This is a genomic window from Rhodanobacter sp. MP1X3 (assembly GCF_014207165.1).
Taxonomy (GTDB): Bacteria; Pseudomonadota; Gammaproteobacteria; order Xanthomonadales; family Rhodanobacteraceae; genus Rhodanobacter.
This window is the reverse complement of record NZ_JACHCO010000001.1, coordinates 368,629-394,192: the sequence shown is the minus strand read 5'-3', so window position 1 is coordinate 394,192 and position 25,564 is coordinate 368,629. Positions and strand designations below refer to the sequence as shown.

At 61.0% G+C, this 25,564-nt stretch carries 20 protein-coding genes; 7 read left to right on the top strand and 13 right to left on the bottom strand.

What is annotated here, in order from left to right; all coding sequences use genetic code 11:
- Positions 1-2: 2 nt before the first annotated feature.
- Complete coding sequence (locus HDE79_RS01535; RefSeq protein WP_184600159.1) at positions 3-5,009, top strand: glycosyltransferase family 92 protein; 5,007 nt, start codon at positions 3-5, stop codon at positions 5,007-5,009.
- A 94-nt stretch (positions 5,010-5,103) separates the two neighbouring features.
- On the opposite strand, the gene flgL is transcribed toward HDE79_RS01535, so the two are convergent.
- From flgL to HDE79_RS01475, 12 genes are all read right to left on the bottom strand, one after another.
- Positions 5,104-6,345 carry a flagellar hook-associated protein FlgL gene (gene flgL / locus HDE79_RS01530; RefSeq protein WP_221439982.1) on the bottom strand — a complete coding sequence of 414 codons (1,242 nt, stop codon included), beginning with the start codon at positions 6,343-6,345 and terminating at the stop codon, positions 5,104-5,106.
- A 5-nt stretch (positions 6,346-6,350) separates the two neighbouring features.
- Positions 6,351-8,243 carry a flagellar hook-associated protein FlgK gene (flgK, locus tag HDE79_RS01525; RefSeq protein WP_184600158.1) on the bottom strand — a complete coding sequence of 631 codons (1,893 nt, stop codon included), beginning with the start codon at positions 8,241-8,243 and terminating at the stop codon, positions 6,351-6,353.
- A gap of 65 nt (positions 8,244-8,308) precedes the next feature.
- Positions 8,309-9,265 carry a flagellar assembly peptidoglycan hydrolase FlgJ gene (gene flgJ, locus HDE79_RS01520; protein ID WP_184600157.1) on the bottom strand — a complete coding sequence of 319 codons (957 nt, stop codon included), beginning with the start codon at positions 9,263-9,265 and terminating at the stop codon, positions 8,309-8,311.
- Entirely contained in the window at positions 9,265-10,401 is a 1,137-nt protein-coding gene (locus HDE79_RS01515; protein WP_184600156.1) for a flagellar basal body P-ring protein FlgI, read from the bottom strand. The genes flgJ and HDE79_RS01515 overlap by 1 nt, the downstream gene beginning before the upstream one ends.
- Positions 10,401-11,084, bottom strand: a complete 684-nt coding sequence (flgH, locus tag HDE79_RS01510) for a flagellar basal body L-ring protein FlgH (protein ID WP_184600155.1) — start codon at positions 11,082-11,084, stop codon at positions 10,401-10,403. The genes HDE79_RS01515 and flgH overlap by 1 nt, the downstream gene beginning before the upstream one ends.
- Before the next feature lie 8 nt (positions 11,085-11,092).
- Complete coding sequence (gene flgG / locus HDE79_RS01505; RefSeq protein ID WP_184508932.1) at positions 11,093-11,878, bottom strand: flagellar basal-body rod protein FlgG; 786 nt, start codon at positions 11,876-11,878, stop codon at positions 11,093-11,095.
- A 37-nt stretch (positions 11,879-11,915) separates the two neighbouring features.
- The gene (gene flgF / locus HDE79_RS01500) at positions 11,916-12,656 is read right to left on the bottom strand and encodes a flagellar basal-body rod protein FlgF (RefSeq protein ID WP_184600154.1); all 741 of its coding nucleotides are present in this window, start codon (positions 12,654-12,656) and stop codon (positions 11,916-11,918) included.
- 9 nt (positions 12,657-12,665) lie between these two features.
- On the bottom strand, positions 12,666-13,892 hold the full coding sequence (flgE, locus tag HDE79_RS01495) for a flagellar hook protein FlgE (RefSeq protein WP_184600153.1): 1,227 nt from the start codon (positions 13,890-13,892) through the stop codon (positions 12,666-12,668).
- A 38-nt stretch (positions 13,893-13,930) separates the two neighbouring features.
- Entirely contained in the window at positions 13,931-14,614 is a 684-nt protein-coding gene (locus tag HDE79_RS22185; RefSeq protein WP_343205892.1) for a flagellar hook capping FlgD N-terminal domain-containing protein, read from the bottom strand.
- Positions 14,615-14,629: 15 nt separating this feature from the next.
- The gene (flgC, locus tag HDE79_RS01485; protein WP_184600152.1) at positions 14,630-15,061 is read right to left on the bottom strand and encodes a flagellar basal body rod protein FlgC; all 432 of its coding nucleotides are present in this window, start codon (positions 15,059-15,061) and stop codon (positions 14,630-14,632) included.
- Entirely contained in the window at positions 15,061-15,462 is a 402-nt protein-coding gene (gene flgB / locus HDE79_RS01480) for a flagellar basal body rod protein FlgB (RefSeq protein WP_184600151.1), read from the bottom strand. Before flgB ends, flgC begins: the two co-directional genes overlap by 1 nt.
- A 189-nt stretch (positions 15,463-15,651) precedes the next feature.
- Positions 15,652-16,581, bottom strand: coding sequence for a chemotaxis protein (locus HDE79_RS01475; RefSeq protein WP_184600150.1), 930 nt, complete (start codon positions 16,579-16,581; stop codon positions 15,652-15,654).
- A gap of 272 nt (positions 16,582-16,853) precedes the next feature.
- Between HDE79_RS01475 and HDE79_RS01470 the strand changes: the two genes are divergently transcribed.
- The 5 genes from HDE79_RS01470 (at position 16,854) to HDE79_RS01450 (ending at position 21,122) form a co-directional block, all read left to right on the top strand.
- Positions 16,854-18,164 carry a methyl-accepting chemotaxis protein gene (locus HDE79_RS01470; RefSeq protein ID WP_184600149.1) on the top strand — a complete coding sequence of 437 codons (1,311 nt, stop codon included), beginning with the start codon at positions 16,854-16,856 and terminating at the stop codon, positions 18,162-18,164.
- Positions 18,161-18,859, top strand: coding sequence for a flagellar basal body P-ring formation chaperone FlgA (gene flgA, locus HDE79_RS01465; protein WP_184600148.1), 699 nt, complete (start codon positions 18,161-18,163; stop codon positions 18,857-18,859). Before HDE79_RS01470 ends, flgA begins: the two co-directional genes overlap by 4 nt.
- Positions 18,860-18,967: 108 nt before the next feature.
- Positions 18,968-19,282: a flagellar biosynthesis anti-sigma factor FlgM gene (gene flgM / locus HDE79_RS01460; protein WP_184600147.1), complete on the top strand. Its 315-nt coding sequence runs from the start codon at positions 18,968-18,970 to the stop codon at positions 19,280-19,282.
- Positions 19,279-19,725: a flagellar protein FlgN gene (locus tag HDE79_RS01455; RefSeq protein ID WP_184600146.1), complete on the top strand. Its 447-nt coding sequence runs from the start codon at positions 19,279-19,281 to the stop codon at positions 19,723-19,725. The genes flgM and HDE79_RS01455 overlap by 4 nt, the downstream gene beginning before the upstream one ends.
- A 113-nt stretch (positions 19,726-19,838) precedes the next feature.
- Positions 19,839-21,122, top strand: a complete 1,284-nt coding sequence (locus HDE79_RS01450; protein WP_184600145.1) for an HDOD domain-containing protein — start codon at positions 19,839-19,841, stop codon at positions 21,120-21,122.
- A gap of 79 nt (positions 21,123-21,201) precedes the next feature.
- On the opposite strand, the gene HDE79_RS01445 is transcribed toward HDE79_RS01450, so the two are convergent.
- Positions 21,202-22,224 (bottom strand): HDOD domain-containing protein, encoded by a 1,023-nt coding sequence (locus HDE79_RS01445; protein WP_255488207.1) that lies wholly within the window; start codon positions 22,222-22,224, stop codon positions 21,202-21,204.
- A 758-nt stretch (positions 22,225-22,982) separates the two neighbouring features.
- Here HDE79_RS01445 and HDE79_RS01440 point away from each other — a divergent pair.
- Positions 22,983-25,466 carry a TonB-dependent receptor gene (locus HDE79_RS01440; protein WP_184600144.1) on the top strand — a complete coding sequence of 828 codons (2,484 nt, stop codon included), beginning with the start codon at positions 22,983-22,985 and terminating at the stop codon, positions 25,464-25,466.
- Positions 25,467-25,564: the final 98 nt, after the last annotated feature.

Genomic DNA, 25,564 nt, shown 5'->3' with positions numbered 1-25,564 from the left:
GAATGCGTTGTGTACTGGCGATATGCGCCGTCTTCAAGGACGAAGCCGAATACTTGCGCGAGTGGCTGGAATTCCACCAGCTGATGGGAGTGGAGAGGTTTTACCTCTACAACAACAACAGCTCGGATCGCTACCTGGATGCACTGCAGGGCCACCTCCAGTCCGGCGCCGTCATTCTGCATGAGTGGCCGCAACATCCGGCCCAGCTGCAGGCGTACGAACACTGCCTGAAAACCTACGGCACACAAATCGACTGGCTGGCGTTTCTCGACCTGGATGAATTCCTGTTTTCACCCAAGGCCACACCGCTGCCGGACGTGCTGGCCGACTTCGTTGATCATCCCGCCGTCGGCGTGAACTGGGTGATGTTCGGATCCGCCGGGCACAAGCAAAAGCCCGCAGGCGGCGTGCTGGAAAATTACCTGCGCCGCGGACAGCTCGATGCGCAGCTTCCTTATCCCCACCTGCGCCGCGCCGATGGCAGCTATCGCCCCGAGAACTCGCACATCAAGAGCATCGTGCAGCCGTCGAAAGTGCGCAGCTTCGTCAATGCGCATTCCATGATCTATGCCGACGATGCCAAAGCGGTGGATGAAAATCTGCAAGCCGTCGAAGGCTCGTTTACCGGCAAGGTCTCCGTGGATGTTTTGCGCATCAACCATTACTGGAGCAAATCCGAAGACGAATGCCAGCGCAAGTTTTCCAAAGGCTGGGCGGATGGCACCGGTACCCGTGAGTGGAACGAGTTCCTGCTGCACGAGCGTTTTCACAACGATGCGCATGACGACATCGTGCTACGCGTAGTCGCCCAGCTCGGCATCCTGCCGCCGCGCTGGCCACTGCAGGCGTTTGTGCAGAACGATGAAGGCGTGTGGCACTCGCCCGTACGCGTGCCGGTGGCTCATGGCAACCTGCATCGCGGCGCGGCACGGCTATTCGACCTCATGCAAGAGGTGTCAGACGCGCAGGTCTTCTCCTCGGCCCTCACCGAATACATCATCGATGGCACCAGCACATTGGCGCTGTCCCCGCGCAGAACCAATCTCTTGCACGTCGTCGATGGCATCGCCGAAGGCAGCCGCGTGCTGGAACTTGGCTGCGGTGCCGGCGTGATGACGCAGGCATGGATCGAACGCGGCTGCAGCGTGGATGCGATCGAGTTCGCCCCGCACTGGGCACGGGTAGCGGCGGCGCGTCTCAAGCCACACCCGCAAGCACGCGTATTCCAGGCCAGCCTGCGCCAGCTTCAGTTGAGTCCCGAGTACGACGTCGTTTTCCTGACGACACCGGATGGTTACGCAGAAGCGTGGCCACACGGCGAGGCATTGAGTGAAAGCATCCGGATCGCCAGCGCCGCATTGAAACCCGACGGCATACTCCTGCTGGCCGTTGCCAACCGCCAGAGCGACGCGGCCGACGTCAACGTGCCCGCCCGCCATCAGATCGAAACGACATTGCGCGCCGAGGGCCTGGACACGATCGATGTGCAACTGGTCTTTCCCGACATTCAGCTGCCTGAGGTGGTCATCGCGGAACGTGCGCTGTCCGATCAGACCGCGCTGCGTGTGGACGATCTCGTCGCGGACAGGCTGTTCCCGCGCGACGGCGCCAGACAGGCTGTGCAATGGGAGCGTTTCTACGAAGCCGGCACGCTGGCCGAACACGCGCCCGGTCTTTTCCTGATCGCGCGTCGCGCTGGCGTTGCTTCGCCTGTCTGCGCGGATCGACTGGCACAGGCCTACGTGGACGACCGGATGCCCGCACTCGACAAGGTCATCGACTACCTTGTCGCCGACGGTGACATCCACGTCGTGCCTCGGCAGACACTGCCCGACCGCTCGTGGAACTCACCCACCTTCGAACACGTGACGGAATCGCGGCCTTATGTGCAGGGGCGCTCGTTGCTCGTGCGTATCCGTCAGGCCATCCATGCACGACGCGCCGACCAGTTGATCGCTCTGTTGCAGCGATGGCTGGCCTTCGTCTACGCGCAGGCCGATGACGACGACAAACTCGACGGTGCATGGCTCGACGCCGTGCCCGCAAAGATGGTTATCGATGCGAACGGGCAATGCGTCTATCGGGGTCCCGAATGGCGCGCTTACCAGACGATTGAGAAACAGATTCCGATCTATGTCGGCCTATGGCAGCTCGCGCAAGAAACCGGCCTGGACAAACTCACCGGTTTCTCCGCGCCGAACGATCGGATGACCTGGCTTTGCAAACGTCTGTGGCTGGATGCATCGCCGGAGTGGATCGGGCATGGCCGCAGCATCAGCGAGTCGCTGGCCCGCGAAATTCACGACAACGATCGCTGGAATCGTACTGATCGCCATATCAAGGCATTGCCGCAGCTGCTGCCGCCCCCGTCGCCCGTCAATCGTTACAAGCACTGGCAGGCGGAGCAGTCCCTGGATGAAGTTGCCGTTGCGCAGGCACTTCGACATATCGCGGATCTGGGCAAACCGCCACACATTCAGGTGCTGCTGATCAACACCCAGGGTGATGCGGAGGCACTCGCGCGCAGCGAGGCGAGTCTGGATGCGCAGCAGTATCCGCATCGCGACGTCCGTGTCGTGATCGCATACGGCATCGATGCGTGGACAACACAGGTCAATCAACACCTGGCCGCGAGCGAGGCTGATTGGGTCCAGCTGATGTTCGCCGGCGACGTACTGCATCCGTCCGCATTGCTGCTCCTGGCCGAACGTATCGCGTCGACACCGCATCTGCGCGCCAGCTACTTCGACGAAGACACTCATGCGAACGGCACGTTTGATGCGCCGATCTTCAAACCCGACCTCAATCTCGATCTGCTGCGCAGCTACCCTTATGTTGGCCGTGCAATCGCATTCCAGCGCGAGCGTTGCATCGAACTGGGCAGCCTGCGGGAAAGCGTCGATGACCTGGCCGGTTACGATTTGCTGTTTCGCCTGATCGAAAGCGACGGCCTGCACACTATCGGTCATGTCGGCGAGATGATGCACCGTGCGGCACTGCCCTACGGAACGTGGTTGTCATCGGATGCGGTGAAGTTACACAGCGCCACGATCGTGGCCGAACATCTGCAGCGGCTGGGTATCCCCCATGCCGTCGAGGCCGGCGTACTGCCCGGTTTCAACCGAGTGCGCTACCTGCACACGCAGCAGCCGCTGGTGTCGATCATCGTTCCCACGCGTGACCAGCTGCCGATGCTCAACGGGCTGATCGACAGCCTGCTGGCCAAGACAAGCTACCCGAACTACGAGCTGCTGATCGTCGACAACGACAGCCAGGAACCGGCTGCCTGCGCCTACCTGGATGGCATCGAGCGGCTGAACAGTGCGCAGGTACGTGTGCTGCGTTATCCGCATCCTTTCAACTACTCGGCAATCAACAACTTTGCCGCAACCCAGGCACGCGGCGAGTATCTCGTGCTGCTCAACAACGACACCGCGGTATTGCACGAAGACTGGATCGAAGCCCTGCTCAACCACGCGCAGCGTCCCGAAATAGGTATCGTCGGCGCCAAGCTGCATTACCCAGATGGCCGTATCCAGCATGGCGGCGTCGTGCTCGGTCTGCGTGGTCCGGCGGATCACCCGTTCATCGGCCAACCCATGGATGCCGACGGTTACATGCATCGACTGCAGGTCGATCAGAACTACACCGCCGTCACTGCCGCGTGCCTGATGGTGCGCAAATCTGTCTATGACGACGTGGGCGGCCTGGATGAACAGGATTTCAAGGTTTCCTACAACGATGTCGATCTCTGCCTCAAGGTGCACCAAGCCGGTTATCTCACCGTATGGACCCCGTATGCACGGCTGATGCACGAAGGCAGCGTGAGCCAGACCAAGGTCGACAAGACCGCGCAGGACGCCAAGCAGAAACGCTTCCAGGGCGAACAGAATGCGATGTACCGCAAATGGATGCCGCTACTTGCGCGTGACCCTGCCTACAGCACCAACCTGAGCATCGAAGGCACCGGCTTCGAGTTGGATCAACTATGCAACAAGGCGTGGCAGCCGTTCGCGCAACCGCTGTTGCCACGCTTGTTCTGCGTCGCCGCCGACGCACATGGCTGCGGCCACTACCGCATTCGCCAGCCCTTCGCCTCCATGCAGCGCGAGGGACTGGCCGAAGGCATGGTGGCCGGCGTGCATCTGCTACCCGTTGCCATGGAGCGCTTTCAACCCACGGCGCTGGTGCTGCAGCGACAGGTCACCGACACGCAGATCAAGATCATGGAAAACTATCGCGACTTCTCGCGCGCGTTCAAGGTTTTCGAACTGGACGACTATCTCCCCAACATTCCGGTCAAGAGTGCGTTCCACAGCGTCATGCCGAAGGATGTAGTCAAGTCGTTGCGTCGGGCAATCGGCACCGCCGATCGCTTCGTCGTATCGACCGAAGCACTGGCCGAACAGTTCAAGGGCTTCCACGCCGATATCCGCGTGGTCGAAAACCGGTTGCCGCCGACATGGTGGGGCGATCTGAAAAACCAGCGAGGCACCGGCACCAAACCGCGTGTGGGCTGGGGCGGTGGATCGAGCCATCGTGGCGATCTGGAATTGATTGCCGATGTGGTGCGCGATCTGGCCGGCGAGGTGGAATGGGTCTTCTTCGGCATGTGCCCGGACAAACTGCGGCCCTACGTTCATGAGTTTCATCTGGGCGTGCCGATCGAGGAATACCCGACTAAACTGGCGTCACTCAATCTCGATCTCGCGCTGGCGCCGCTGGAAGACAACATATTCAACGCCTGCAAGAGCAATCTGCGTCTGCTCGAATACGGTGCCTGTGGTTTCCCGGTCGTATGCAGCGACATCGCCTGCTACGACAACGATCTGCCGGCGACGCGCGTCAAGAACCGCTACAAAGACTGGATGACCGGCATCCGCATGCATTTGGACGACATGGATGCGACCGCCAAAGCCGGCGATGACTTGCGCGATGTCGTGCAGCGCGACTGGATGCTCAACGGCGAGCGCCTGGTGAACTGGCGCAACGCGTGGTTGCCTGGCTGATGCACTACAACGCTGACCGCTCCCGCAAAGGGGCGGTACGCCTTGATAGGTTTGGACCGAGCCAGTGTCACCTAGGCTGGATAGATCGTCATCCCTAGCTCTGGATGTAGTTGAACAAGCTCATCGCTTGCACTTTGGCGAACACTTGCTGCGAGGCCTGCAAGGCGGTGGATTGCAGCGAGAGGTTGCTGATGGCGCTAGCCATGTCGACGTTCTGCACGTCCGATAACGCGCTCTGGTAGGTCACGTTGAGGTTGGCGTAGCTGGTCTGCTGTTGCTGCAACGTATTCAGTCGGCCACCTACGGCCACCTGAGTGCTGGTGACATTGTTCATTGCCTGGTTGAGCGACTCCAACTGGCGATTCAAGGTGTTGTTCAGCGCGGTGGAGCTGGAGCCGCTCTGCAACGCGTTGATCATGTTGTTGAGCGTGCTGAAAACGTCCTGTGTGTTCTGCGCGCTGTCGGACGTCAGGCTGACCGTGTCACCGGCAGCGGGCGTGCCACTCAAGGTTATCGAGGCGCCATTCACACTGATGGAATCGCCGTCTGTATACGTGCCGGTAACCGGATTGCCGCTCGAATCGGTGACTGGATTGCCGCTGGCATCGGTGACCGCGTATGTACCGTTGGCACCGAAGGTGATGGTGTCGTTGATCGGTCCGGACGCGGTCGCCGCACTCCACGCGTTGGTATCGCTGACACTATTGCTGCCTACGACCAGCGTGCCGGTATTGGCGGCATTCGCGCTGGCCACGAAGGAGCCATTGCCTGCGGCGACATTCATGAAAATCGAGCTGCCTGGATCGGCATTTGCCACTTGGGCACCCGCACCGACGGCAGTGAATGACTGCGCGTCGTTACCGTTATAGGTCACCGTGCCACTGGCGTTGAGCGTGAACGCCGAACTGGTGGTGCTGGTACCGGCGAATAGTGCTGCACCATTGGCGTCGGTGGTGTTGGCCAACTGCACCAGCGCATCGCGGATTTGCGTGAGCTGCGTCGCCATGCCACTACGATCGCTGGATGATAGCGAACCATTGATGGCCTGCAAGCCGATGTCGTTGGCGCTGTTGAGCAGACTGGTGACGGAATTGAGCGCATTGGTTTCGGTCGAGAGTCGCGTGTTGGCGCTATCGATATTGCTCGAATACTGTGTGTTGTCGGCGATGATATGCCCCAGGGTCACGACCTGTGCCGCGCCAGCCGGATCGTCGGACGCCACGTTGATGCGATAGCCACTGCTGACCTCGCTCTGTGTCTGTGCCAGCGTGCTCTGCTGATTCATCATGGTGTTCAGCGACTGCTGGTACATCCAGCTGGTGGAGATACGGATCATCGCGATTACCCCTGAATGGCCGTGATCAGGCTGGTGAAAATGGACTGCGCCGTGGAAATTACCTGTGCCGACGCCTGATAGGCCTGCTGGAATTTCACCAGGTTGGCCGCCTCTTCATTGAGGTTGACGCCCGAAAGGCTCTGCTGATTACCCAACGCCTGGTTGTACAAACTGGTCTGCGTAGTCAAGTCGGCCGTAGCCTGACTACCTACCGTACCGATCTGGGCTGTGAGGTTGGCATAGCTCTGTACGACGGACGTCTTGCCGCCATCGAGCACACCGGCATCGGCCAGGCTTGCCAGCGCCAATGCGTTGGTGTTGTCGTTGAGTCCATTGGTATTCGCCGCGACGTTGAAGCTGTCGCCGCTGGCGGGTGTGCCAGTCAAGCTGAGGCTCCAGCCGTCCGCACTGATGGGTTGGCCTGCGGTGTAGGTACCCGACGTTGTATTGCCGTTGCCATCGGTAATGCTGTACGTGCTGTTTGCACCAAACGTGATCTTGGCGCCCGCCAGTAGATTTGCGTTGCTGGTATCGGTGACGCTGACCGCCCCGGCCACGCCGCTACCTGTATTGGTAGTCGTCGCGCTGGCGGTAAGCGCCGCTGCCGCCGCCACGCCGCTGGGATCGGTCAGGCTGACAGCAAGCGTGTTGGCGGCGGTGCGGGTAGGCTGGATTTCGTAACTGTCACCCACCTGTGCAGTGCCCGAGGTGCTGAAGGTCAGGCCCGCGCCGGATAACGTGCCATCCGCATTGGCCGTCAACGAAACACTCTGACCGCCGGTCGTGGCCAGGCTCCAGCCATTGGTCCCCGTGCCAGTACCGGTGTACTTGAGCACATAGTCCGAACTGGTGAGCTGGGAGACATCGCTCACGGTCGCCGTGACGGTAGCGCCGCCAGTGGCATTGTTGCTGGATGGCAGCACACTCGGTGCGCCGACACTGAAAATCGCCTGGCCCTGCGTGCCGTTGAGATCGAGACCCTGTGCCTGCTGATTGTTGACGCTGTTCGCCAGCGCGATCGCTGACTGGCCCAATTGGTTCTGCGCCGCCACCAGCGTGTTGTCGCGATAGTTGATCAGCGCGCCCAGCGAACCGCCACTGAGCTGTGACGTGATGTCGTTACCGGCACTGTCGACGACATCGGTCGTCGTCGGGTCGTACGGGTTGCTCTTGGTCGACAACGCATACGATTGCGTGCCGCTCACCAGGGTCTGACCAGCCGAGGTATACACACTGATCGAGCCATTACTCTCGGCCACCACTGACGCCCCTGTCAGACCGGTCAGCTGTTGGACGAGGGTGTCGCGCTGGTCCAGCAAATCGTTCGGCGTGCCGTTGATGCTGGCCACACTGATCTGACCGTTGAGCGTGGCAATCTGCTGGGTCACCGTATTGATGCTGGCGACAGCATCGCCGACCTGGCTATTGACCTGCGTCCGCTGCTGACTCAATTGCTGGCCGAGCGTGTTGTATACCGTCGCCAGCGACGAGGCATCACCGAGCAACGCCTGACGCGTCGAGGATGAACTCGGTGAACTGGCCACACTGCTGAAACCACCATAGAACGTGTCGAGCGAAGTCTGCAGGTTGCCGCTATTGCTCAACAGGCTGTTGAGGGTGGTCGTCAATCCGCTCGTGGTCGTGGCAGCCTGCAAACTGGAATTGCTGCTCCAGACGGCACTCGTGAGGTACTGGCTGTAAGCACGTTGCACGCCTATCACATCGACGCCGCTGCCGATCGTATATGTGCCGTTGCTCTGCCCAATGCTTTCGACCTGCACCACGCTCTGGCGGCTATAGCCGGTCGTGCTTGCGTTGGCGATGTTATTGCTCACGGTGCTGAGTGCGACCTGGGCCGCATTCAATCCGGAAATGCCATTGCTGAGCATGTTCGACATGAAGCCTTCCTTCTGAAACCAAACGCTAGGGCGTACCGACGCCCCGATACGCCCCTCGCGGCATATCAGGGTGTCGGCATGGAGACCACTTTCTTGAGCGCATCCAGCGCCTGACGCATCATCGAACTGTTGGCGATGGAGGCTACCTTGGACGCATAGTCGGGATCGGTCGCGTAGCCGCCGTTGAGCAGCGCGTGTGCGTAACCAAGTACATCGTCACCGTGGCCGCGCGCCTGCGCATATCGTGGGTTGTTGTTGATCAAGTCGGCAAAGTCGGCCAGCGAGTCGGCCGATGACTTATAGCTGCGAAACTGCGCCTGCCTGCGTACGGCGACACCGTCTTCGTATTCCAGCGTGGGGACGTTGACCCGTTCTCCATTCCAGCTGTTGCCCGCCTTGATGCCGAACAGATTGAAACTGCTGGTGCCGTCGGGATGCCTGGGCATGTGCTTGCCCCACTGCGTTTCCAGCGCGGCCTGCGCCAACACGGTTCGCACCGACAGGCCCAACTGCCTGGCCACAATGGTGGCCTGCGGTGCGAGTTCGCGCACGAATTCCTCGGCATCCGCCGGCAACCACGCCATCATCGAACGGCCCGCCGAACGCGTCGCATCGGCCACCTCGTAAAGGCGCTGGCGCCAACCATCGACCAGGCCTGCCGCGGCCGGATCACCGGGCGCATGCGCTGCCTGGGTGCTTTGCGCATCCTTGCCTCCGAGCTGACGCAACAACATGTCGGCGATGCCCAGGCCCTTGCCGTGCTGGGACAGATCGAGCGACAGCTGTTGATCGAACATGTCCCGCCACTGATCGCCGGCCTGGCTGTCGAACAGCGAATCGCCAAAGCTGGCCGAGCGCATCGACTTGAGCATCATCTGCGTGAAGATCGATTCGAATTGCTTGGCTACCGCCGGCAAGGTGGATTTGCTGTCGGTCCGAGCCTGTTGGCGCAATGCGCTGAACCCGGACAGATCCGTCCAGGTACTGAGCGTCTGCGCGCCGACATCACCCGGACCGGCCATCAGATCACCACCAGATCGGCGTGCAGCGCTCCGGCCTGCTTCAGTGCTTCCAGGATCGATATCAGATCGCTGGGTGTCGCGCCGACCTGATTCACCGCGCGCACGATGGAATCCAGGCTGACGCCGGGCCCGAACTTGAACATGTGCCCGCCATCTTCGCTCACGGACACGTTGCTGTTCGGCACAATCGCGGTCTGGCCGTTGCTCAAGGCATTGGGCTGACTGACCTGTGGCTGCTCGCTGATGGTGACCTGGATGGCGCCATGCGCAACAGCGGCCGCCGTCACACGCACATCCGATCCGATTACGACGGTGCCGGTGCGCGAATTGACCACCACCCGCGCCGGCGCGTCGCCAGGTTGCACATCCAGCGATTCGACGGCGCCCAGCCAGGCGACGCGCTGACCCGGATCGACCGGCCCACGCACCGATACCGAACCGCCATCCAGCGGATGCGCCGTGCCCGCGCCGTAGACGCGATCGATTGCCTCGGCGATACGCGCCGACGTGGTGTAGTCGGAGCTGCGCAGATTGAGGACCAGATCGCCACCGTTGCTGAAGTTGGACGCCACGCTGCGTTCCACCATGGCGCCATTGGGCACGCGACCGCTGGCGGAAATGTTGATTTGGACGCTGGAACCGCTTTTCCCCTGCGCACTGACGCCACCCACCACCACACTACCCTGGGCCATCGCGTAGACGTTGCCGTCGGCACCGCGCAGCGGCGTCATCAACAGTTCGCCGCCGCGAATGCTTTTGGCATTGCCGATCGAAGCCACCGTGATATCGATCGCCTGACCTGGCTTGGCGAACGGCGGCAGCTCGGCGGTGATGGTGACCGCCGCAACATTTTTCAGCTGCGGCTGCACCGTAGACGGCACCGAGACACCGAACTGCTTGAGCATGTTTTGCAGGCTCTGCGTGGTGAACGGTGCTTGGGTGGTCTGGTCGCCCGTGCCGTCCAGACCCACGACCAACCCGTAGCCAATCAGCTGATTGCTGCGTACACCAGCGACTTCGACCAGATCACGCACCTTGTCCGCATGCGCCACGGGAACGCAGAACAGTGCAAGCAGCAATCCGGCTGCAATGCAGACGCCAACGGAAAACCGCCGCCACCGAGGTTTCGTGTTCATCAGTAAGGCATCCACTTGGAATTGAAGAAGCGCGAAAGCCAGCCCTGGGTATTGGCGTCGGCGAGCGTGCCGCGTCCGGTGTAGGCAATGCGCGCATCGGCCACGCGGGTGGAGGAAACCGAGTTGTCCTGTTCGATATCCTGTGCGCGCACGATGCCTGAGATACGCACCAATTCCTGACCCTGATTGATGGTCAGCCACTTTTCGCCGCGGACCAGCAGATTGCCGTTGGACAACCGCTGCGCCACGGTCACGGTGAGCGCGCCGCTGAGCTGGTTGCTCTGTGTGCTGCTGCCGTTGCCATCGAAGCTGCGTGCGGCGTTGGTACTGGTGTCCGCTGTCTTGCCGCCGATACTCAACGATTGCCCGAGCAAGGTCGGCGCGCTGATCGTGCTCTTGTCCGTCTTGCCGGTACTGGTTTCGGATTTCTTGCTGGCCTGCGTGCTTTCGACCAGGTTGATGGTGAGGATGTCGCCGATGCGATGCGCGCGTGCATCGGCAAACAATTCCATGTTCTGCATGTCGTGATAGATCGCCCCGTCTGCCTGGGTCGCCGGGGGCGGCTCAGGCGGCGGCGTGGCCGCCCAATCGGCGTCTTCGTGTGACGGCGCGGCCGCACAGCCGGCCAATGCAGCAAGGGCCAGAGCGATCGCGACACGAGCAAGAATGGAAAGGTGCGACATGGCCGAATTCAGGTTTTGTTGATGACGAATTGCAGCATGTCGTCGACGGCACTGATCGACTTGGAATTCATTTCGTACGTGCGCTGGGCTTCGATCATGTTGACCATCTCTTCGACCACGTTGGTGTTGGAGGACTCGAGCGAACCTTGTGCCAGCGTGCCCATGCCGTTCACGCCGGCCTGGCCGGTTTGCGCCGTGCCACTGGATGCCGTTTCGAGGTAAAGGTTCTGGCCCATCGCTTGCAGGCCCGCCGGATTGATGAAGTCGGCCAGCTGGATCGTGCCGACGGTAGCCGGCGTGGTGGAGCCATTGGTGGTGGCCGTGACGGTGCCGTCGGTACCAATGGTCAGGCTCTGCACGTTGCTGGGCAGCGTGATCGCCGGCGACAACGGATAACCGTCGGCAGTGACGATCTGGCCCGTGTTGTCCTGATGCAGCGAGCCATCTCGCGTATAGGCCACAGTGCCATCCGGCAGACTCACCTGGATGAAGCCGCGACCCTGGATCGCCACGTCGAGCGAATTGCCGGTTTGCGAAATCGCACCCTGAGTGAACAACTTCTCGCTGCCGGCCACCTTCACGCCAGTGCCGAGCAACAGACCAGAAGGCGATTGCGTCTGTTCGGTGGTCTGACCGCCAGGCTGGCCATCGTTCTGGTACATCAGATCCTGGAACGACGGACGCGATGTCTTGAACGCGGTGGTGCTGGCGTTGGCCAGGTTGTTCGAAATCACGTCCATCCGCGTCTGCTGCGCGTCGAGACCTGTCTTGGCGATCCAGAGAGAAGAAAACATGGCTTACTCCAAGTGCGTGGCTGCAAAGCGGCCGGGGTCAGCTCGTCTGCAATAATTTGGTGCTGGCGTCGGAATCGTCTTCGGCCGTCTTGATCGATCGCACCTGCATTTCGTATTGGCGCGACAGCGAAATCATCTTGACCAGCTCCGACGATGGATTGACGTTGCTTCCTTCGAGCGCGCCAGGTGTCAGCAGCACGCTGGGGTCAGTCGCGGCCTGGCCACCGCCAGGGACGTGCATCAGACCATCCGATCCCTTGGTCAGCTGGCCCGGATCTGTCGTGACCAGCTTGATCCGGTCGACTTCCGCGACCGTGCTCGGCCCCTGCCCCAGCGGCACGGTGGATACCGTGCCGTCGTTGCCGATGCTGATCTGCGCGCTATTCGGCACGCTGATCGGGCCGCTGTTGCCGAGTACGGGATTGCCGCGCGCATCGGTCAGTCCACCATCGGGGGTCAACTGCAGATCGCCCGCTCGCGTATATGCCTCGCTACCGTCCGGCGCCTGCACCGCGATCCAGCCGTTGCCGCGCACGGCGATGTCCAGCGATCGACCGGTGGCCAGCGGCGTGCCTTGCGATTCGTCTTCGCCGATACCCTGTGCCACCGCATTGATCCGCGTCGCCGCGCCGTCGCCCTGCACCGGAACACTCTGAAAAGCGCTCAGCTCGCTCTTGAAGCCGACCGTGGATGCATTGGCCAGGTTGTGGCTCACGGCATCCTGTGCCCGCATCGTCTGCGTGGCGCCGGTCATCGAGATGTAGACGGAGCGATCCATACCCGTGGATTACCTGGAAACCGCTTGGAACAGCGTGGAAGCCAGCGTGCTGTCGGTGCTCAGTACCTGGGCATTGGCCTGGTAATCGCGCTGCGCCTGGATCATGTCGACCAGTTGGGCGGTGGTATCGGAGGTATTGGAACTTTCAAGCGCACCCGACTGGATCGTACCGAACTGACCGGTGCTGGCAGTGCCCATGATGGCGGTACCCGAAGCCGAGCTGGCCTTCCAACTGGTGTTGCCGATCTGGTCGAGCCCGCCCAGGTTGGTGAAGTTGGCCAGCGCTACCTGACCGAGCTGACTGCTCTGATTGTTCGAGTAGTACGCGGTCACGATGCCATTGGCATCGATATCGATCGACGAGAGCGTGCCGGCCTCGAAACCGTTCTGACTGGTCGATCCAGCGGAGTACGCCGTTCCGAACTGGGTCGTATTGGTGAGGTTGACCGTCATATTGGTCGGGAACGTGGCGCCGTTGGTCGGCTGGACCGGCGTGAACGAAAGATTGCCGCTGGCCGGGGTTGCCAGTTGGCCGGACGAATTGAACGTGACCGCCTGCGTGCCGGCGCTCGCGCCGTCGATATACAGGCTCGCGTTCCACGTGTTGTTCGCGGTCTTGGTGTAGTAGACCGTGGCCTGATGCGAGCCACCTTGCGAGTCATACACCGTCAGCGAGGTGGCATTGTTGTAGCTGGTCGAGTCGCTCGGGTCGAACGGTGTGGTGGTCGGAACCGTGGCGCTGGAAGGAAGGTTTGCCGTGATGCTGATGGTGCTGGTTGCCGTCGCATTGCTCTGCGCGGTGTTGAGCTGCAGGTTGGTCAGCGAACTGGTATCGAAACCGCCCGCGCCGTTGGGTGCATACACCTGCAAACGCGAACCGTCCGCGGTTTCCACGAAACCCGTGGTCGCGTCCTGATGGAAATCACCGTTACGTGTATAGGACACGCCGCTGCCATTGTTGACCGCGAAGAATCCGTTGCCGCTGATCGCCAGATCCAGACTGTTGTTGGTGGTCTGGATGTCACCCTGGGTGAACTGCTGCTCCACGTCGGTGAGACGGGCACCACTGCCGACCGCGGTCGCGGCGAGGTTGAGCCCGGTCACCGAGAAAACATCGGCGAACTCGGCACGCGAGCCCTTGAAGCCGGTGGTGCCGGAGTTGGCGATGTTGTTGGAGATGACGTTGAGTTCGGATTGCGCAGCGATGATGCCGCTGAGAGCTTGATTGAGAGCCATGCTGGATTCCTCGAAAAGTGATTACGGTTGCGACACGATCAGTTGATCTGTGCAATCTGACTCAGCGGAACACCGCCGATCCCCGCCACCTGCAAATACGTACCCGTCGTGCTTCCGCCATACCCGACGCCGGTGACAGCGGCGGACACATAGGTCGTGAGTGCCGTCGTGCTTCCCGAATTGTTCGCCGACAGCGAGTAGGTCCCCGCGGCGACGGCGGTGCCGCTGTTGTCCGTGCCATCCCAGCTGAAGTTGGCCAGTCCGGCCTGCTGCGTACCCAGATCCATCGTGCGCACCACGGTGCCGGTCGAATCGGTGACTTGCACCTGGATGTCGCCGGCGTTGGTGACGTTCACCGCGCCGTTGACGGCGGCAGTGCCGCTGTAGGTCGCCGTGCTGGAGGGCACCATCACCTGGCGCCCCACGAGGTTGGCCGAACTGAGCACCTGCGATGCCTGCATCGAACTGCTCAGCGAAGTGCTCAACGATTGCAGGTTGGTGTCTATATCCTGCGTCGCGGACAACTGGCTGAACTGCGCCAGTTGGGAGGCGAACTGCGAGTTATCCATCGGGCTGGTGGGATCCTGCGCCTGGAGCTGCGCGGTCATCAGCTGGAGAAAGTCAGCCTGCGTGAGCTCCGAACCCGAGCTCGCCGTGGTGGTGGTACTGCCAGTGAGGCTGAGAGTGCTGGTATTGGTTGATGAAACGCTGCCGATAGTCACGGATGATTCCTCTGGTTAGCTGCCAAGTTCGATGGTCTTGATTGCCAATTGCTTGGCGCTGTTCATCACTTCGACGTTGTTCTGGTACGAGCGCGAGGCCGAAATCATGTTGACCAGCTCGTCGATCGGATTAACGTTGCTGCCGTAGACGGTGCCATTGGCATCGGCCATGGGATTGCCGGGCTCGTAACGCGTCTCGACCGGTTGCTGACTTTCGGTCACACCGAGCATTTGCACGCCGTTGGTGCCTTCGCTGGCGTCCTGCATGATCGAGCCCGCTTGCGTGCTCTGCGTCGGCGCGAACAAAAGCTCTTTCGCGCGGTACGCCGAGTCAGGGCTGTTGCTGACGCTGTCGGCGTTGGCCAGGTTGCTGGCGACGGTGTTGAGGCGCAGCGACTGCGCGGCCATGCCGGAACCGGCGGTATCGAAAATCTTCATGAGCGACATCAGCTGGTACCTCCGGTGATGGCCAGGCGCAGCGTCTGAATGGTCGCGTTGATGAAGCTCAGACTGGCCTGATAATGGACGGTGTTCGAGGCGAATGCGGATTGTTCGACCTGGGCATCGACGGTGTTGCCATCCATGCTCGGCTGCATCGGTACGCGATACTTGAGGTCATCGGTGCTGGTGCTGGTCGCATCGATCTGCCCTGCCGTCGGCGTGCTCATCGCAAGCTGACTGGATTCGCCACCGACCTGCTGCAGCGCGGCGCGAAAATCCACGTCGCGTGCCTGATAGCCGGGCGTGTCCGCATTGGCCAGATTGGAGGCAATGACTTCGGATCGACGCTGCCAGAGGGCGAGCGCCGGGGCATTCAGTCCAAACACGCTGTCAGTGGTGATGGTCATGGGCAAACTCCCTACGGCAATGTCCGCCTGAGAGTCGAGAGCAAATTGCATGCCACCACAGCGCAACGCGACAGATTGCGGATTCAAGGCCGATAAAACGCGCTCAGCCGGGCGCCTCACCCCATTGGGTGACGTTATATCGGCGTGTCAGGACGAAATCCCGACGCGGCTAGACCTGAAAAACCGACGTCAATTTGTTGACGTCGGCAATAGTTCCAATACGGTCTGGGCGAGCAAATCCGGCTGAAATTTCGCAATGAACCGATCCGCACCTACTTCACGCACGATCGATTCGTTGAACACGCCACTCAACGAGCTGTGCAACACCACTTTGATCCGGCGCAATGCGGGGGATTCGCGAATCGCACGCGTCAGCGCATAGCCGTCCATGCATGGCATCTCGATATCCGAGACCACCAGATTCACCCCTCCCTCGGCCGGCCCGTTGGCCAGCTCGAGTAGGCGATCAAGCCCTTCGCGACCGTTCTTTGCCACGACGCAATCGATGTGCATCTGTTTGAAAACGCTTACCAGGCGCTGACGCGCCACGAGTGAATCGTCCACCACCAGTATCCGGCGCGGATTTATCGCCTGCTGCTCGGCGGCCTGTTGCAAACGCGTGGATACCTCGACTGCCGAGCCATCGATACTGACCAGCACCTGTTCCACATCGATAACCGCCATCAGCTGGCCATCGATACGCGTCACCGCGCTAACCCGACTGCCGAAACCCAGCGCGCCGGACGGCGCTTCCAGTGATTCGCCCGTGCAATGCACGATGCGCTGGAAATCGGCCACCAGGAAACCCTGCACCGAGCGACTGAATTCGGTCACCACCAGATGGGCTGAATCCATCGCAGTCAACGGTGGATAGCCCATCGCCGCGCCAAGATCGATCACCGGGATTGTCTTGCCTCGATAGTCACAACTGCCGGCGAGCAAGGCGTGTACACCGGGCATGCGTTCCAGCGGTGGCTTGCGCAATACCTCACGCACCTTGAACACATTGATACCGAACAACTGGGCATCGCCGAGACGAAACAGCAACATCGCCACCCGATTGTGTCCGGCCAGCCGGGTGTGGCTTTCCACGCTTTCCAACAAGGGTGCAGCGACCATGCTTGTTCCTCGATACGGTAGCCACTGCAAGCGCGACTCATTGCATGGTATCGGCCACGTCACGCACGGACTTGAGCGCATCGAGCGCGCCCGTCAATGGCGAGGCCCCGGTATCCAAAGGTATCGGCGCATGCCGTCGATCATGGTGATGTCGATCGTGATGCCCCGATGTCGATTCGCCATCCATTTGGCGATGGCATGTGCCTTGCTTGCTCAAGTTTATGCACTTCCAGACGATCTCTGGGTGACGACCTTTAGGAATTGCCTTGCTTATGAGCCTGATCCGCAGCCAGCATCTGGCCGCCCTGACGCAAGCTGCACTCGCCGGAAACGAGGCGCAGCTCGCCGCACTGAGCCACCAGCATCCCGCCGCCGCCAACGCGCTGGCGCCGCTGCTGGCGCGACTGGCACCGCGTCCGCCGGCCTCCGTCGCGCTGCAATCGCTGGAGCAGCAGAGCCTGGTATTGACCCACGCACAGGCGCTCAATCGCGAACAGGCATCGCTGGAGCAATCCGCGGGCGAATGCCGCGATGGCGTCGGCCGCTTGACGGATGGCAGTGCCGGGATCTCGACTGCCTTGCAGCAGGTGCAGAGCAGTCTCGATGCGGCCAGCGTGGCCAGCGAGCAGAGTCAGGCCACCGTAAGCGAATTGAACGGCCAGTTACGCCTGCTGCGCAGCGCATTGTCCGCGATGAATCATAACCAGAGCCATCTCGCCAAGCAGGTCGCCCAGATCCGCGCCCTGACCACCAGCGTGCAGGAGATCGCCCATCAGACCAATCTGGTGGCACTGAATGCCGCGATCGAAGCAGCGCGCGCCGGCGAAGCAGGTCGCGGCTTCGCGGTAGTCGCCGACGAGGTCAAGCAACTGGCCGAAAAAACGGCGCTGGCCACAGCCGAAATCGAAACCGTGACCGGCTCCATCGGCGAATTCTCGCTGCACATGGACGGTGATGTGCAACTGGGATTGCAGCGGCTCGAACGCGCGCAGAGCAGCATCGGCATCGCGGAAGCCTCGTTGAATCAGGGCCGCGACGCGTTACAAGGTACCGGCGGACGATTGCGCACGCTGCGCGAGAATCAAGACGGCCTGCAGGTCCGCGCCACCACTATTCAGGCATCGCTCGGCGCACTGCAACGCCGTGCCAACGAGGCGCGGCGCCATGGCGAAGGGCTCAATCGCGCGGCCGTGCTGGCGCATCGGCTGTGTCTGAGCTGGCTGGAGAGTGAGAACGGCAATGACATCGCCAGCCTCAGCCTGACCATACGCGAATCCGTGCAGGGTCTGCGCCACGGCATGGAACTGGCGCTACAGGAACCGACCGCGCTGGACCGTCGCTGGTTCGATACAGATGCACTTCAGCGCAGCCTGGACCGACTCGCGGCACGCCACGACGGTCATCCGGCCAGCCAGACCTTGCGTGAATCCGCCGCGCGCCTGCATGAGCAAGGCAACGCCTTTCTCGAACTACTGGGCAGCGGCCAGCTCGATCAGGCGGCGCAGATGTCCGGCAAATTCGAGAGCGCTCGCGAGGCCATCAACGCCCAGCTCGCCACCATGCTGGCCGACAATCACCCATGAAGCGGCCAACGCTCATCGCCTTGCTGCTGGCTCCTGCCATGGCAACGAGCTTTTCGGCAGCCGCGTCGGATATCGCGACCGACGTGCGCGCCGTCGCCGAACAGGCGGTGCGCGCGCAATACGCCCAAGCCGGTGGGCGGGTGGTGATCGTGCCGGAACAGCTCAATTCGCGCCTGCGCCTCGCCGCCTGTCCGCAAGCCTTGCAGGCGCGCCTGCCCGCGGGCCAGCGGCTCAGCTCGCGCGTCGCCGTGTCAGTGAGCTGCCCCACCAGCGCGGGCTGGATGATCCGGGTCCCGATCCAGCTGCAGATCTATCGCCAGGTACTTGTCACTACCCGCCCGCTGGCCCGCGGCGACAGCGTCGGGCTGGGCGATGTGCATAGCGAGGAGCGCGACATCACGCGACTTGGCTACGGTTACGTCGACAACTTGGATCAGGTCGCCGGCCGTTCGCTGGCGCGGCCCTTGAGCCCGGGCACCGTGCTCCAGCCGGGCCAGCTCAATGGACGTGAGATGGTGCGGGCCGGCGATCAGGTCGAACTGATCGCTCAGCTCGATGGCATCGAAGTGCGCACCACCGGTCAAGCCCTGGACGGCGGCGACACCGGGACGCGCCTGCGTGTACGTAACGGGCATTCGGGGCAGATTGTGCCCGGCATCGTGCTGGCAGCGGGCGAAGTGAAGGCATTACCTTGACGTCTGATTAAAAGCATACTTAAGCAGCAGTGGTGACCTTAAAGTTTCAGATGGACATGCCGATAAGCCCACTACAGGGGCTCAACGCACAAGAGAATCCTAGGACCTATGAACACGACCATTTCGCCCAACGGATTGCCTGCGCTACCGCAGACAAAGACCAACCAAGGCAGCGCCGGCAGTCAGACCAGCACGACCAGCGCCAGCGGCTCGGCTTCGCCGCAGGCCGACGACAGCGTCAAGCTGACCGACTCGGCGCGCGCGCTGCATCAGGCCAGCAGCGTGAATGCGCAAAGCCCGGTGGATACGGCCAAAGTCGAGCAGATCCGCAAGTCGCTCGCCGACGGCAATTATCGCGTCGACGCCAGCAATATCGCCGATCGTCTCACCTCGATCGAAAGCCAGATCAACGGCACGTCATGATCGCGCCGTTGCAGGCCGAACTCGACGACGCACTGCGCGCCATCGTGGACGACATGAGTGCGGCCACGACGCAGCTGATCCTCGTTCTGGACGAGGAGCGCGAAGCGCTCAACCGTGCCGACGCCAATGCACTCAACCGCGCTGGCGAAGCCAAACAGATGTTGATGCGCCGACTCGAGCAGCTCGATGCCGAACGGCTGCACATGAGTTCTTCCTCGGCACACGCCACGCAAGCGGTTCAACCGGCATGGAGCGCGCTGCTCAAGACGTTGACCACTTGCAGAGACAAGAATCAACGCAACGGCGCGCTGGTCGGCCAGCGGCTTTCCCAGGTGCGCCGGGCACTTTCCGTGTTGACGGGAAATGGCAATGAAAGCAGCGTCTACAGTCACAGCGGAACGCTTCAGGCCGGACATCGTTCCCTGCCTCTGGCCGAAGCCTGATTGATAAAGCGCTGTTTTGATAAGCGCCGTTTCAGTCGTGCGATGGCGGCGACTTTTGTTCTCTGCGATCACCTGCAACGGCGACGCACTTGCCCGATCCTGACGAAAGATCAATGAGCTCAACCTTAGCCAGAACCATGTCCAGTCACGACGACACCGGCGCGCTGATCCCCGATCTGCCCTTGCCGATCGTGCGCAGCCCCATGCTGGATAGCCGCGGTCAACTGGTTGCCTACGAGTTGCTGTTCCATCGCGACGAACTGGGACCGGATGCCGAAGCGACGCTGATGCGGCGCCTGCTCGCCACTATCACCGATGGCGTGATGACTCGGCTGGTGCGTGGCAATCGCGCTTTCCTTCGTTTGTCGCGCGATCTGCTGATGGAGCAGACCGATGTGCTGGCGCACCATCCACGCCTGGGTATCATCGTCGACCCGACCAGCATCAGCGACGCAGCCTTGGTGCCACGCCTGCAGCAACTTGCCCAGCGCGGTTGCGCACTGTTGCTGGACCTGAGCGAGCTGGATGCCAACACTGACGAACCTTACGGCAATCTGGAACCGCTGCTGGCCATGGCCACCCATGTGCGGCTGGATGCCGGCGCGCTCGATGCACGCACGCTGGCGATGCGCAGCAAGGAACTCCATGCGCGCGGGCTGGACGTGATTGCCGGCTTCGTGGACGACTACGAAATCTACAGTCGCTGCCAGCATCTGCCCGTGCAGGCCATACAGGGGCGTTACCTGCTTCTGCCCGAACAATTCGAGGTGCCGGTCCTCACCGCCAGTCGGGTGAGTCTGCTGCGGTTGATGAATGCGCTGCAGGAAAACAATCCCGGCCCGGTGGAGCTTGGCGAGATCATCCGTGACGATGCGGTGCTGAGCTACAAGCTTCTCGGCTGCGTCAACTCAGCTTATTTTGCGTTACCGCGACAGCTCAAATCCATCCAGCAGGCGGCGATCTTTTTCGGCGTGGCGCGTATGCGCAACTGGATCTACACCATGATGCTGGGTGGCATGGACGATCGGCCGCCCGAACTGCTGCGCGCCGCGTTGATCCGCGCCCATATGTGCGAAAAGCTGGCGCAAGACATGCCTGTAAAATACCAGGACATGGCATTCATGGCCGGGCTGCTGTCGCTGCTGGACACGCTGATGTGCGCACCGATGGAGTTTGTACTGAGCCATCTGCCACTCGCGCCCGAAATCCACGAGGCGCTGGTGGAAGATCGCGGCCCTTTCGCAGCCCCGCTGCGGCAGATCTACATCTGGGAAGCGGGTGAGCTTGGTGCCACCGACGTGCAGCCGCAGGACATCGAACGGATGTCGGCGATTTATCTCGAATCGACCGAATGGGCTGATCAGGTTTACAACTTCGCCAACCGGCAAGCCTACTGATAATTCGGCAATTGCCAGATACCTTGTGAGGATTGGCGCACCAGCAAGGCGATGAGCGATCGGTCGCGCATCGATCCGCTCAATGGATTTTTCTGTCCGGTGGCCCGAAGCTGCGCCGCAGATCCTGTCGGGCACGATCGACCAGCAACGCTGGCAGACCATCGACACGATCCTTGGTCAGCGGTGTGGCGCGCTCCACCCGATGATTTTCGGCCAGCAGCTGAATCATCGCCAGCTGATCGCCGGCCAGCAGCGCCTTGCCAAGCACCGTGACCGGCGGCTTGCTGCGTGCATCCATGCGCTCGCGCAAGGCGTCAATGACGTTGGGCGGCAACTCCCAGTGTTGTGCCGCTCGCAATGTCAGGTGATTCCCCATCTTCGCGATGCTGGTCAGAAAGCTCCTGCTGAAGACACCAATCGTCGGCCATACCTCCTGGTCGAGCACGCGGATCATCGCGCCGATACCTGCATTGCAGACGATGCCGGCCAAGTACGCTTCGAACGGATCACTCTGGCCTTTGGCCAGAAACATGCCAGCGTGCGCGCACTGCTCGGCGTGATCCCACAAACGCTGCCCGGCAGCATGACCAAGCATGCCGGCGCTGCCCTGCAAGATCGGCTTCATCACATGCTGCGTCACCATCCTGCGCAGACCGTCATGGCCGAGCAGGACCACAGCATGTTGCAAACTCGCGATTGGCTTGAGCGTGCGGTAATGCGCACTCTTGGTCACGCGCATGACTTCACCGACGAGCACGGGATCGCGACCGATCAACCGGGCTACCTTGGTGCCATCAGCTTCATCACTCTTGAGCAGACGCAAAAGCTGCGGCAGTATCGCTGGCAGACGCGGCAAACTGCCAATGTCGAAGCGATCGGCACCGCACACTTCATCGAGTCGCTTGAGCATGGCCGCTTCAGGCAGACGCATGTCGACGACAGTCGAGTCAGGCATGCCAAGCACCAGGCGATAAAAGCGGTCTTCGATCTCGGCACTGTCGAGCACCGGAACATCCTGCATCGTCGACGGATCGGCGGCGGACGCGAATGCGCCGACCGTTCTGATAGCCGCGACTGATCCAGCCACGGGCACATCACGCATAAACCATCGCTTCCAGATTTTCCCCATGTCTTCTCACGCTCCGCTGCCGGCTTTTTCTCAATCCCGACGGCGCGTCACGTCTCTCCGCAGCAGCGGGATACCGCCGCAATGATCGTTTACTCGCCGCCTTGACCGTGTCAGGTCAGGGATGTGTCGACAGACTGTCTTGTTCAACGGCCGAGGCTGCCAATACTTGAGATCGTCAGGTGATTCACCCTGCGCGCGAACAGCCCAAAAATTCGCATCGTGCAGCAGGCAACCTCCCAGTCTGTTGCGGCAATGATATCCCGGTATCTGGATGCAGCTCTCTGGATGCTGCCAGCACTCGCCGAAGATAGACGGCTTCGAAGAGGGCTCACTGTCCAACAAGGTGAAATCACAGCGATATGGACCGACCGCATTCCACCGTTTGGAATGGTTCTTTCCGCAATTGGCCATTTTGGTCCCCATACTGGATTCAGTGACGCGCGCATAGTTCGCTGCAAGGCAATCCTTTCGTGAGTTCAGCTGGGCTTGGCGGTGCTGACAACGGGTGGCGAGTGGGGATCGAATCGGCCCAAACCGTCCTCACTTCAACCCGCCGGAAGTGAATCACTATTGGAAACGGGGCTGGCGTCGTTACGTGCCGTTCGGGGGAGGTATCGCACCGGCCACGAAGACGCCGCCAATGCGAAATGATTCGCACGCTGAAACAGTGGCGTTGCTCCGATTGGAAATCGCCGTTGGGGTCATCACGAGATCGTCGAGGGGTGTTAAAGATGTCGATTCGTCAAAGAAAACTTGCCGTTTGTCTGCGCGGTATCCTGGGCAACAGTGTCGCGTTTTCGCTGCTGCTGAGCGCTGGCGCGATGGCGCAGACGCAGCCCGCTCCCGACGCACCAACCCCTGTGAAAGCGGCGAAGGTAACGCCCAGCACAGCCGCGACCCACGACAAGGCGGCAACCAATCTTGGCAACGTTACGGTGACCGCGCAGAGCCGTACACAGGCAGTGCAGGACGTGCCGATTGCCATGCAGATCGTGACTCAGGCACAGATCGATACACTGGCCGCGACCGATCTGTCCAAAATGAACGGTTACATTCCCGGCCTGTTTGTCGATGGCTCGCAGCCGACGCAACCTGTTTACACGCTGCGTGGCATCAGTGTCACGGATTTTGGTATCGGTACGGATTCCCCTATCGGCATTTACGAAGACGGGGTCTACACCGGCAAGACTGGCGGTGCGCTACTCACCTTCGACGATATTGAGCGCGTCGAAGTGCTGAAGGGCCCCCAAGGCACGCTGTTCGGACGCAATAGTGCGGCGGGTGCCATTTCCGTGGTGACCGTTGCCCCGGAAGATGACTGGGAAGAACAGGCGCACGTGCGTCTGGGAGACTACGGCACACGTTATATCGACGCCGTGTTGAATGCCCCGATCACGCCTGACGCCGCTTATCGCTTCAGTTTTGTCGACAACCAAAGTGACGGCTGGTTGCGCGATGCAGCGACGGGCCAGCACTACAACAAGAATGACGACTGGGGTATGCGCAACCAACTGCGCTGGAACTTCCCCGGGGATACCGTGGTACGAGTCGCCTGGGAACACGAGCATTTGAACCAGCCGGCGCGCCCGGCGATCGGACTGGTCCCTGTTCCGTCTGCTCCGGAAGTGCTGCCGTTTCCGGCCAATCCGCAAACCTATCTGAACCCCATTACGGCGCCGGTTTACAACGACGTCGCCAACAGTAATGAAAAGCGCAACTTCGATGGCGTGACGCTGTCTGTCGACCATCCATTCTCGTTCGGTGATCTGAGTTCGATCACGGCTTATCGGCATTTTTCCACGTCGAATCTCGAGGACAGCGACGGCACCAACCAGCCGTACCTTTATCTTGCCACCGACAATATCGAGCAGAACACCAGTTGGTCGCAGGAATTCAAGTTGTCCGGCAAGAACGATCTGCTCGACTGGGTCGCGGGCACGAGCTACTACCATGACAATGCACGGCAGGACAATCAGATCGATCTGCTCACGAACAGTATCGATACGGTTTTGAACAATACCGGGGTCGCACCGGGCGGCCTGTATGGACCCATAAGCAGCGCGCTTTCGTCGGCAGGGCTAGGGTCATTGTCGTTGCTCAATGACCCGTGGCAGGAAGACATGTTCAATCATGCGCGCTCGCAGGCCTATGCCTTGTATGGCGACCTGATCTGGCATTTGACCGATCGTCTGGATTTGACGACGGGCCTGCGCTTCACCCGCGACGAAAAGGCCTTCAGCTGGTACAACCCGGAACGCGTCGCGCCGCAGCTCGATGCCACCCTGGCCAAGCTGCAGGCGCTCGGCATCTTCAACATCCCCGGTGTGCCACCGATCCAGACCTTTCAGCAGAACATCGAATTCAACAGCCCAGCGGCAACGAGTGCCCCATACAGCATCAGTCGCAGTTGGAACGACTTCAGTCCGCGCGTCGTGCTCGATTACAAATGGACTCCCAACGTGATGCTGTACGGCTCAGTAGCCAAGGGTTACGAGGCCGGTGGCTTCAATGCGGACGAGGTAGGCTCGGTGTACCAGCCGGAAGAAGTCTGGAACTACGAATTTGGCATCAAGAGCTACTTTCCGGAATATCGGCTGCTGTTCGACGCGTCGACGTATTACTACCGCTATTCCAACCTGCAATCGCTCAGCCTGATTTCCAATGGCAACGGCGCGTTACCCATATACGAAGTCACCATCAGTGACCAGGTGGCGAAAGGCGTCGATCTCGAGGCGCATTGGCAAGCGACAACAGCGTTGCGACTGAACCTTACCGCCAGCTATATCAATGCGACCTACCAGCACTACGTGGATCCGGAAGGCGGCAGTCTTGCAGGACAACCCGTGGGTGAGCCGCTGTGGACGATTGCCGCGGGTATGGAATACGTTTGGCACGATGTCGCCAACGGCGATCTGAATTTCACCCTGCAAGAAGCTCATCGCGGGAAAACCCGCTGCAACGACGATTCGGTAGCGCAAGGTCAATGTTTGACCACGCCTGCCTTTACCCTTGGCGTGGCGCAGAATCGCACCGATCTGCACCTGGGATGGTCTTCACCGCATTCGCCATGGAGCGTCGGGCTCTTCGTCAACAACGTGTTCAACAAACAGTACGTGCAGAGCATCAACAATATCAGCGCAAGCATTCTGGGAACACCGTTCGCCTACATCACGCCGCCACGCATGTGGGGTGTAGAAATGGGCATGAGCTTCTGACTGTTGGTGCGAGGTTGCGAAGCGAGATAACCAGCGCAAGCCCGGAACGCGTATGCCGAATCCGGGCTGCACTCGAGCGAAAGTGGTTGGCATGCGGC

Coding starts and splice junctions, on each gene's coding strand:
- HDE79_RS01535 (WP_184600159.1), top strand. CDS start 3: ATGCGTTGTGTACTGGCGATATGCGCCGTCTTCAAGGACGAAGCCGAA.
- flgL (WP_221439982.1), bottom strand. CDS start 6,345: ATGATCCGTATCTCCACCAGCTGGATGTACCAGCAGTCGCTGAACACC.
- flgK (WP_184600158.1), bottom strand. CDS start 8,243: ATGTCGAACATGCTCAGCAATGGCATTTCCGGATTGAATGCGGCCCAG.
- flgJ (WP_184600157.1), bottom strand. CDS start 9,265: ATGGCCGGTCCGGGTGATGTCGGCGCGCAGACGCTCAGTACCTGGACG.
- HDE79_RS01515 (WP_184600156.1), bottom strand. CDS start 10,401: ATGAACACGAAACCTCGGTGGCGGCGGTTTTCCGTTGGCGTCTGCATT.
- flgH (WP_184600155.1), bottom strand. CDS start 11,084: ATGTCGCACCTTTCCATTCTTGCTCGTGTCGCGATCGCTCTGGCCCTT.
- flgG (WP_184508932.1), bottom strand. CDS start 11,878: ATGTTTTCTTCTCTCTGGATCGCCAAGACAGGTCTCGACGCGCAGCAG.
- flgF (WP_184600154.1), bottom strand. CDS start 12,656: ATGGATCGCTCCGTCTACATCTCGATGACCGGCGCCACGCAGACGATG.
- flgE (WP_184600153.1), bottom strand. CDS start 13,892: ATGGCTCTCAATCAAGCTCTCAGCGGCATCATCGCTGCGCAATCCGAA.
- flgC (WP_184600152.1), bottom strand. CDS start 15,061: ATGTCGCTCATGAAGATTTTCGATACCGCCGGTTCCGGCATGGCCGCG.
- flgB (WP_184600151.1), bottom strand. CDS start 15,462: ATGACCATCACCACTGACAGCGTGTTTGGACTGAATGCCCCGGCGCTC.
- HDE79_RS01475 (WP_184600150.1), bottom strand. CDS start 16,581: ATGGTCGCTGCACCCTTGTTGGAAAGCGTGGAAAGCCACACCCGGCTG.
- HDE79_RS01470 (WP_184600149.1), top strand. CDS start 16,854: ATGAGCCTGATCCGCAGCCAGCATCTGGCCGCCCTGACGCAAGCTGCA.
- flgA (WP_184600148.1), top strand. CDS start 18,161: ATGAAGCGGCCAACGCTCATCGCCTTGCTGCTGGCTCCTGCCATGGCA.
- flgM (WP_184600147.1), top strand. CDS start 18,968: ATGAACACGACCATTTCGCCCAACGGATTGCCTGCGCTACCGCAGACA.
- HDE79_RS01455 (WP_184600146.1), top strand. CDS start 19,279: ATGATCGCGCCGTTGCAGGCCGAACTCGACGACGCACTGCGCGCCATC.
- HDE79_RS01450 (WP_184600145.1), top strand. CDS start 19,839: ATGAGCTCAACCTTAGCCAGAACCATGTCCAGTCACGACGACACCGGC.
- HDE79_RS01445 (WP_255488207.1), bottom strand. CDS start 22,224: ATGCGTGATGTGCCCGTGGCTGGATCAGTCGCGGCTATCAGAACGGTC.
- HDE79_RS01440 (WP_184600144.1), top strand. CDS start 22,983: ATGTCGATTCGTCAAAGAAAACTTGCCGTTTGTCTGCGCGGTATCCTG.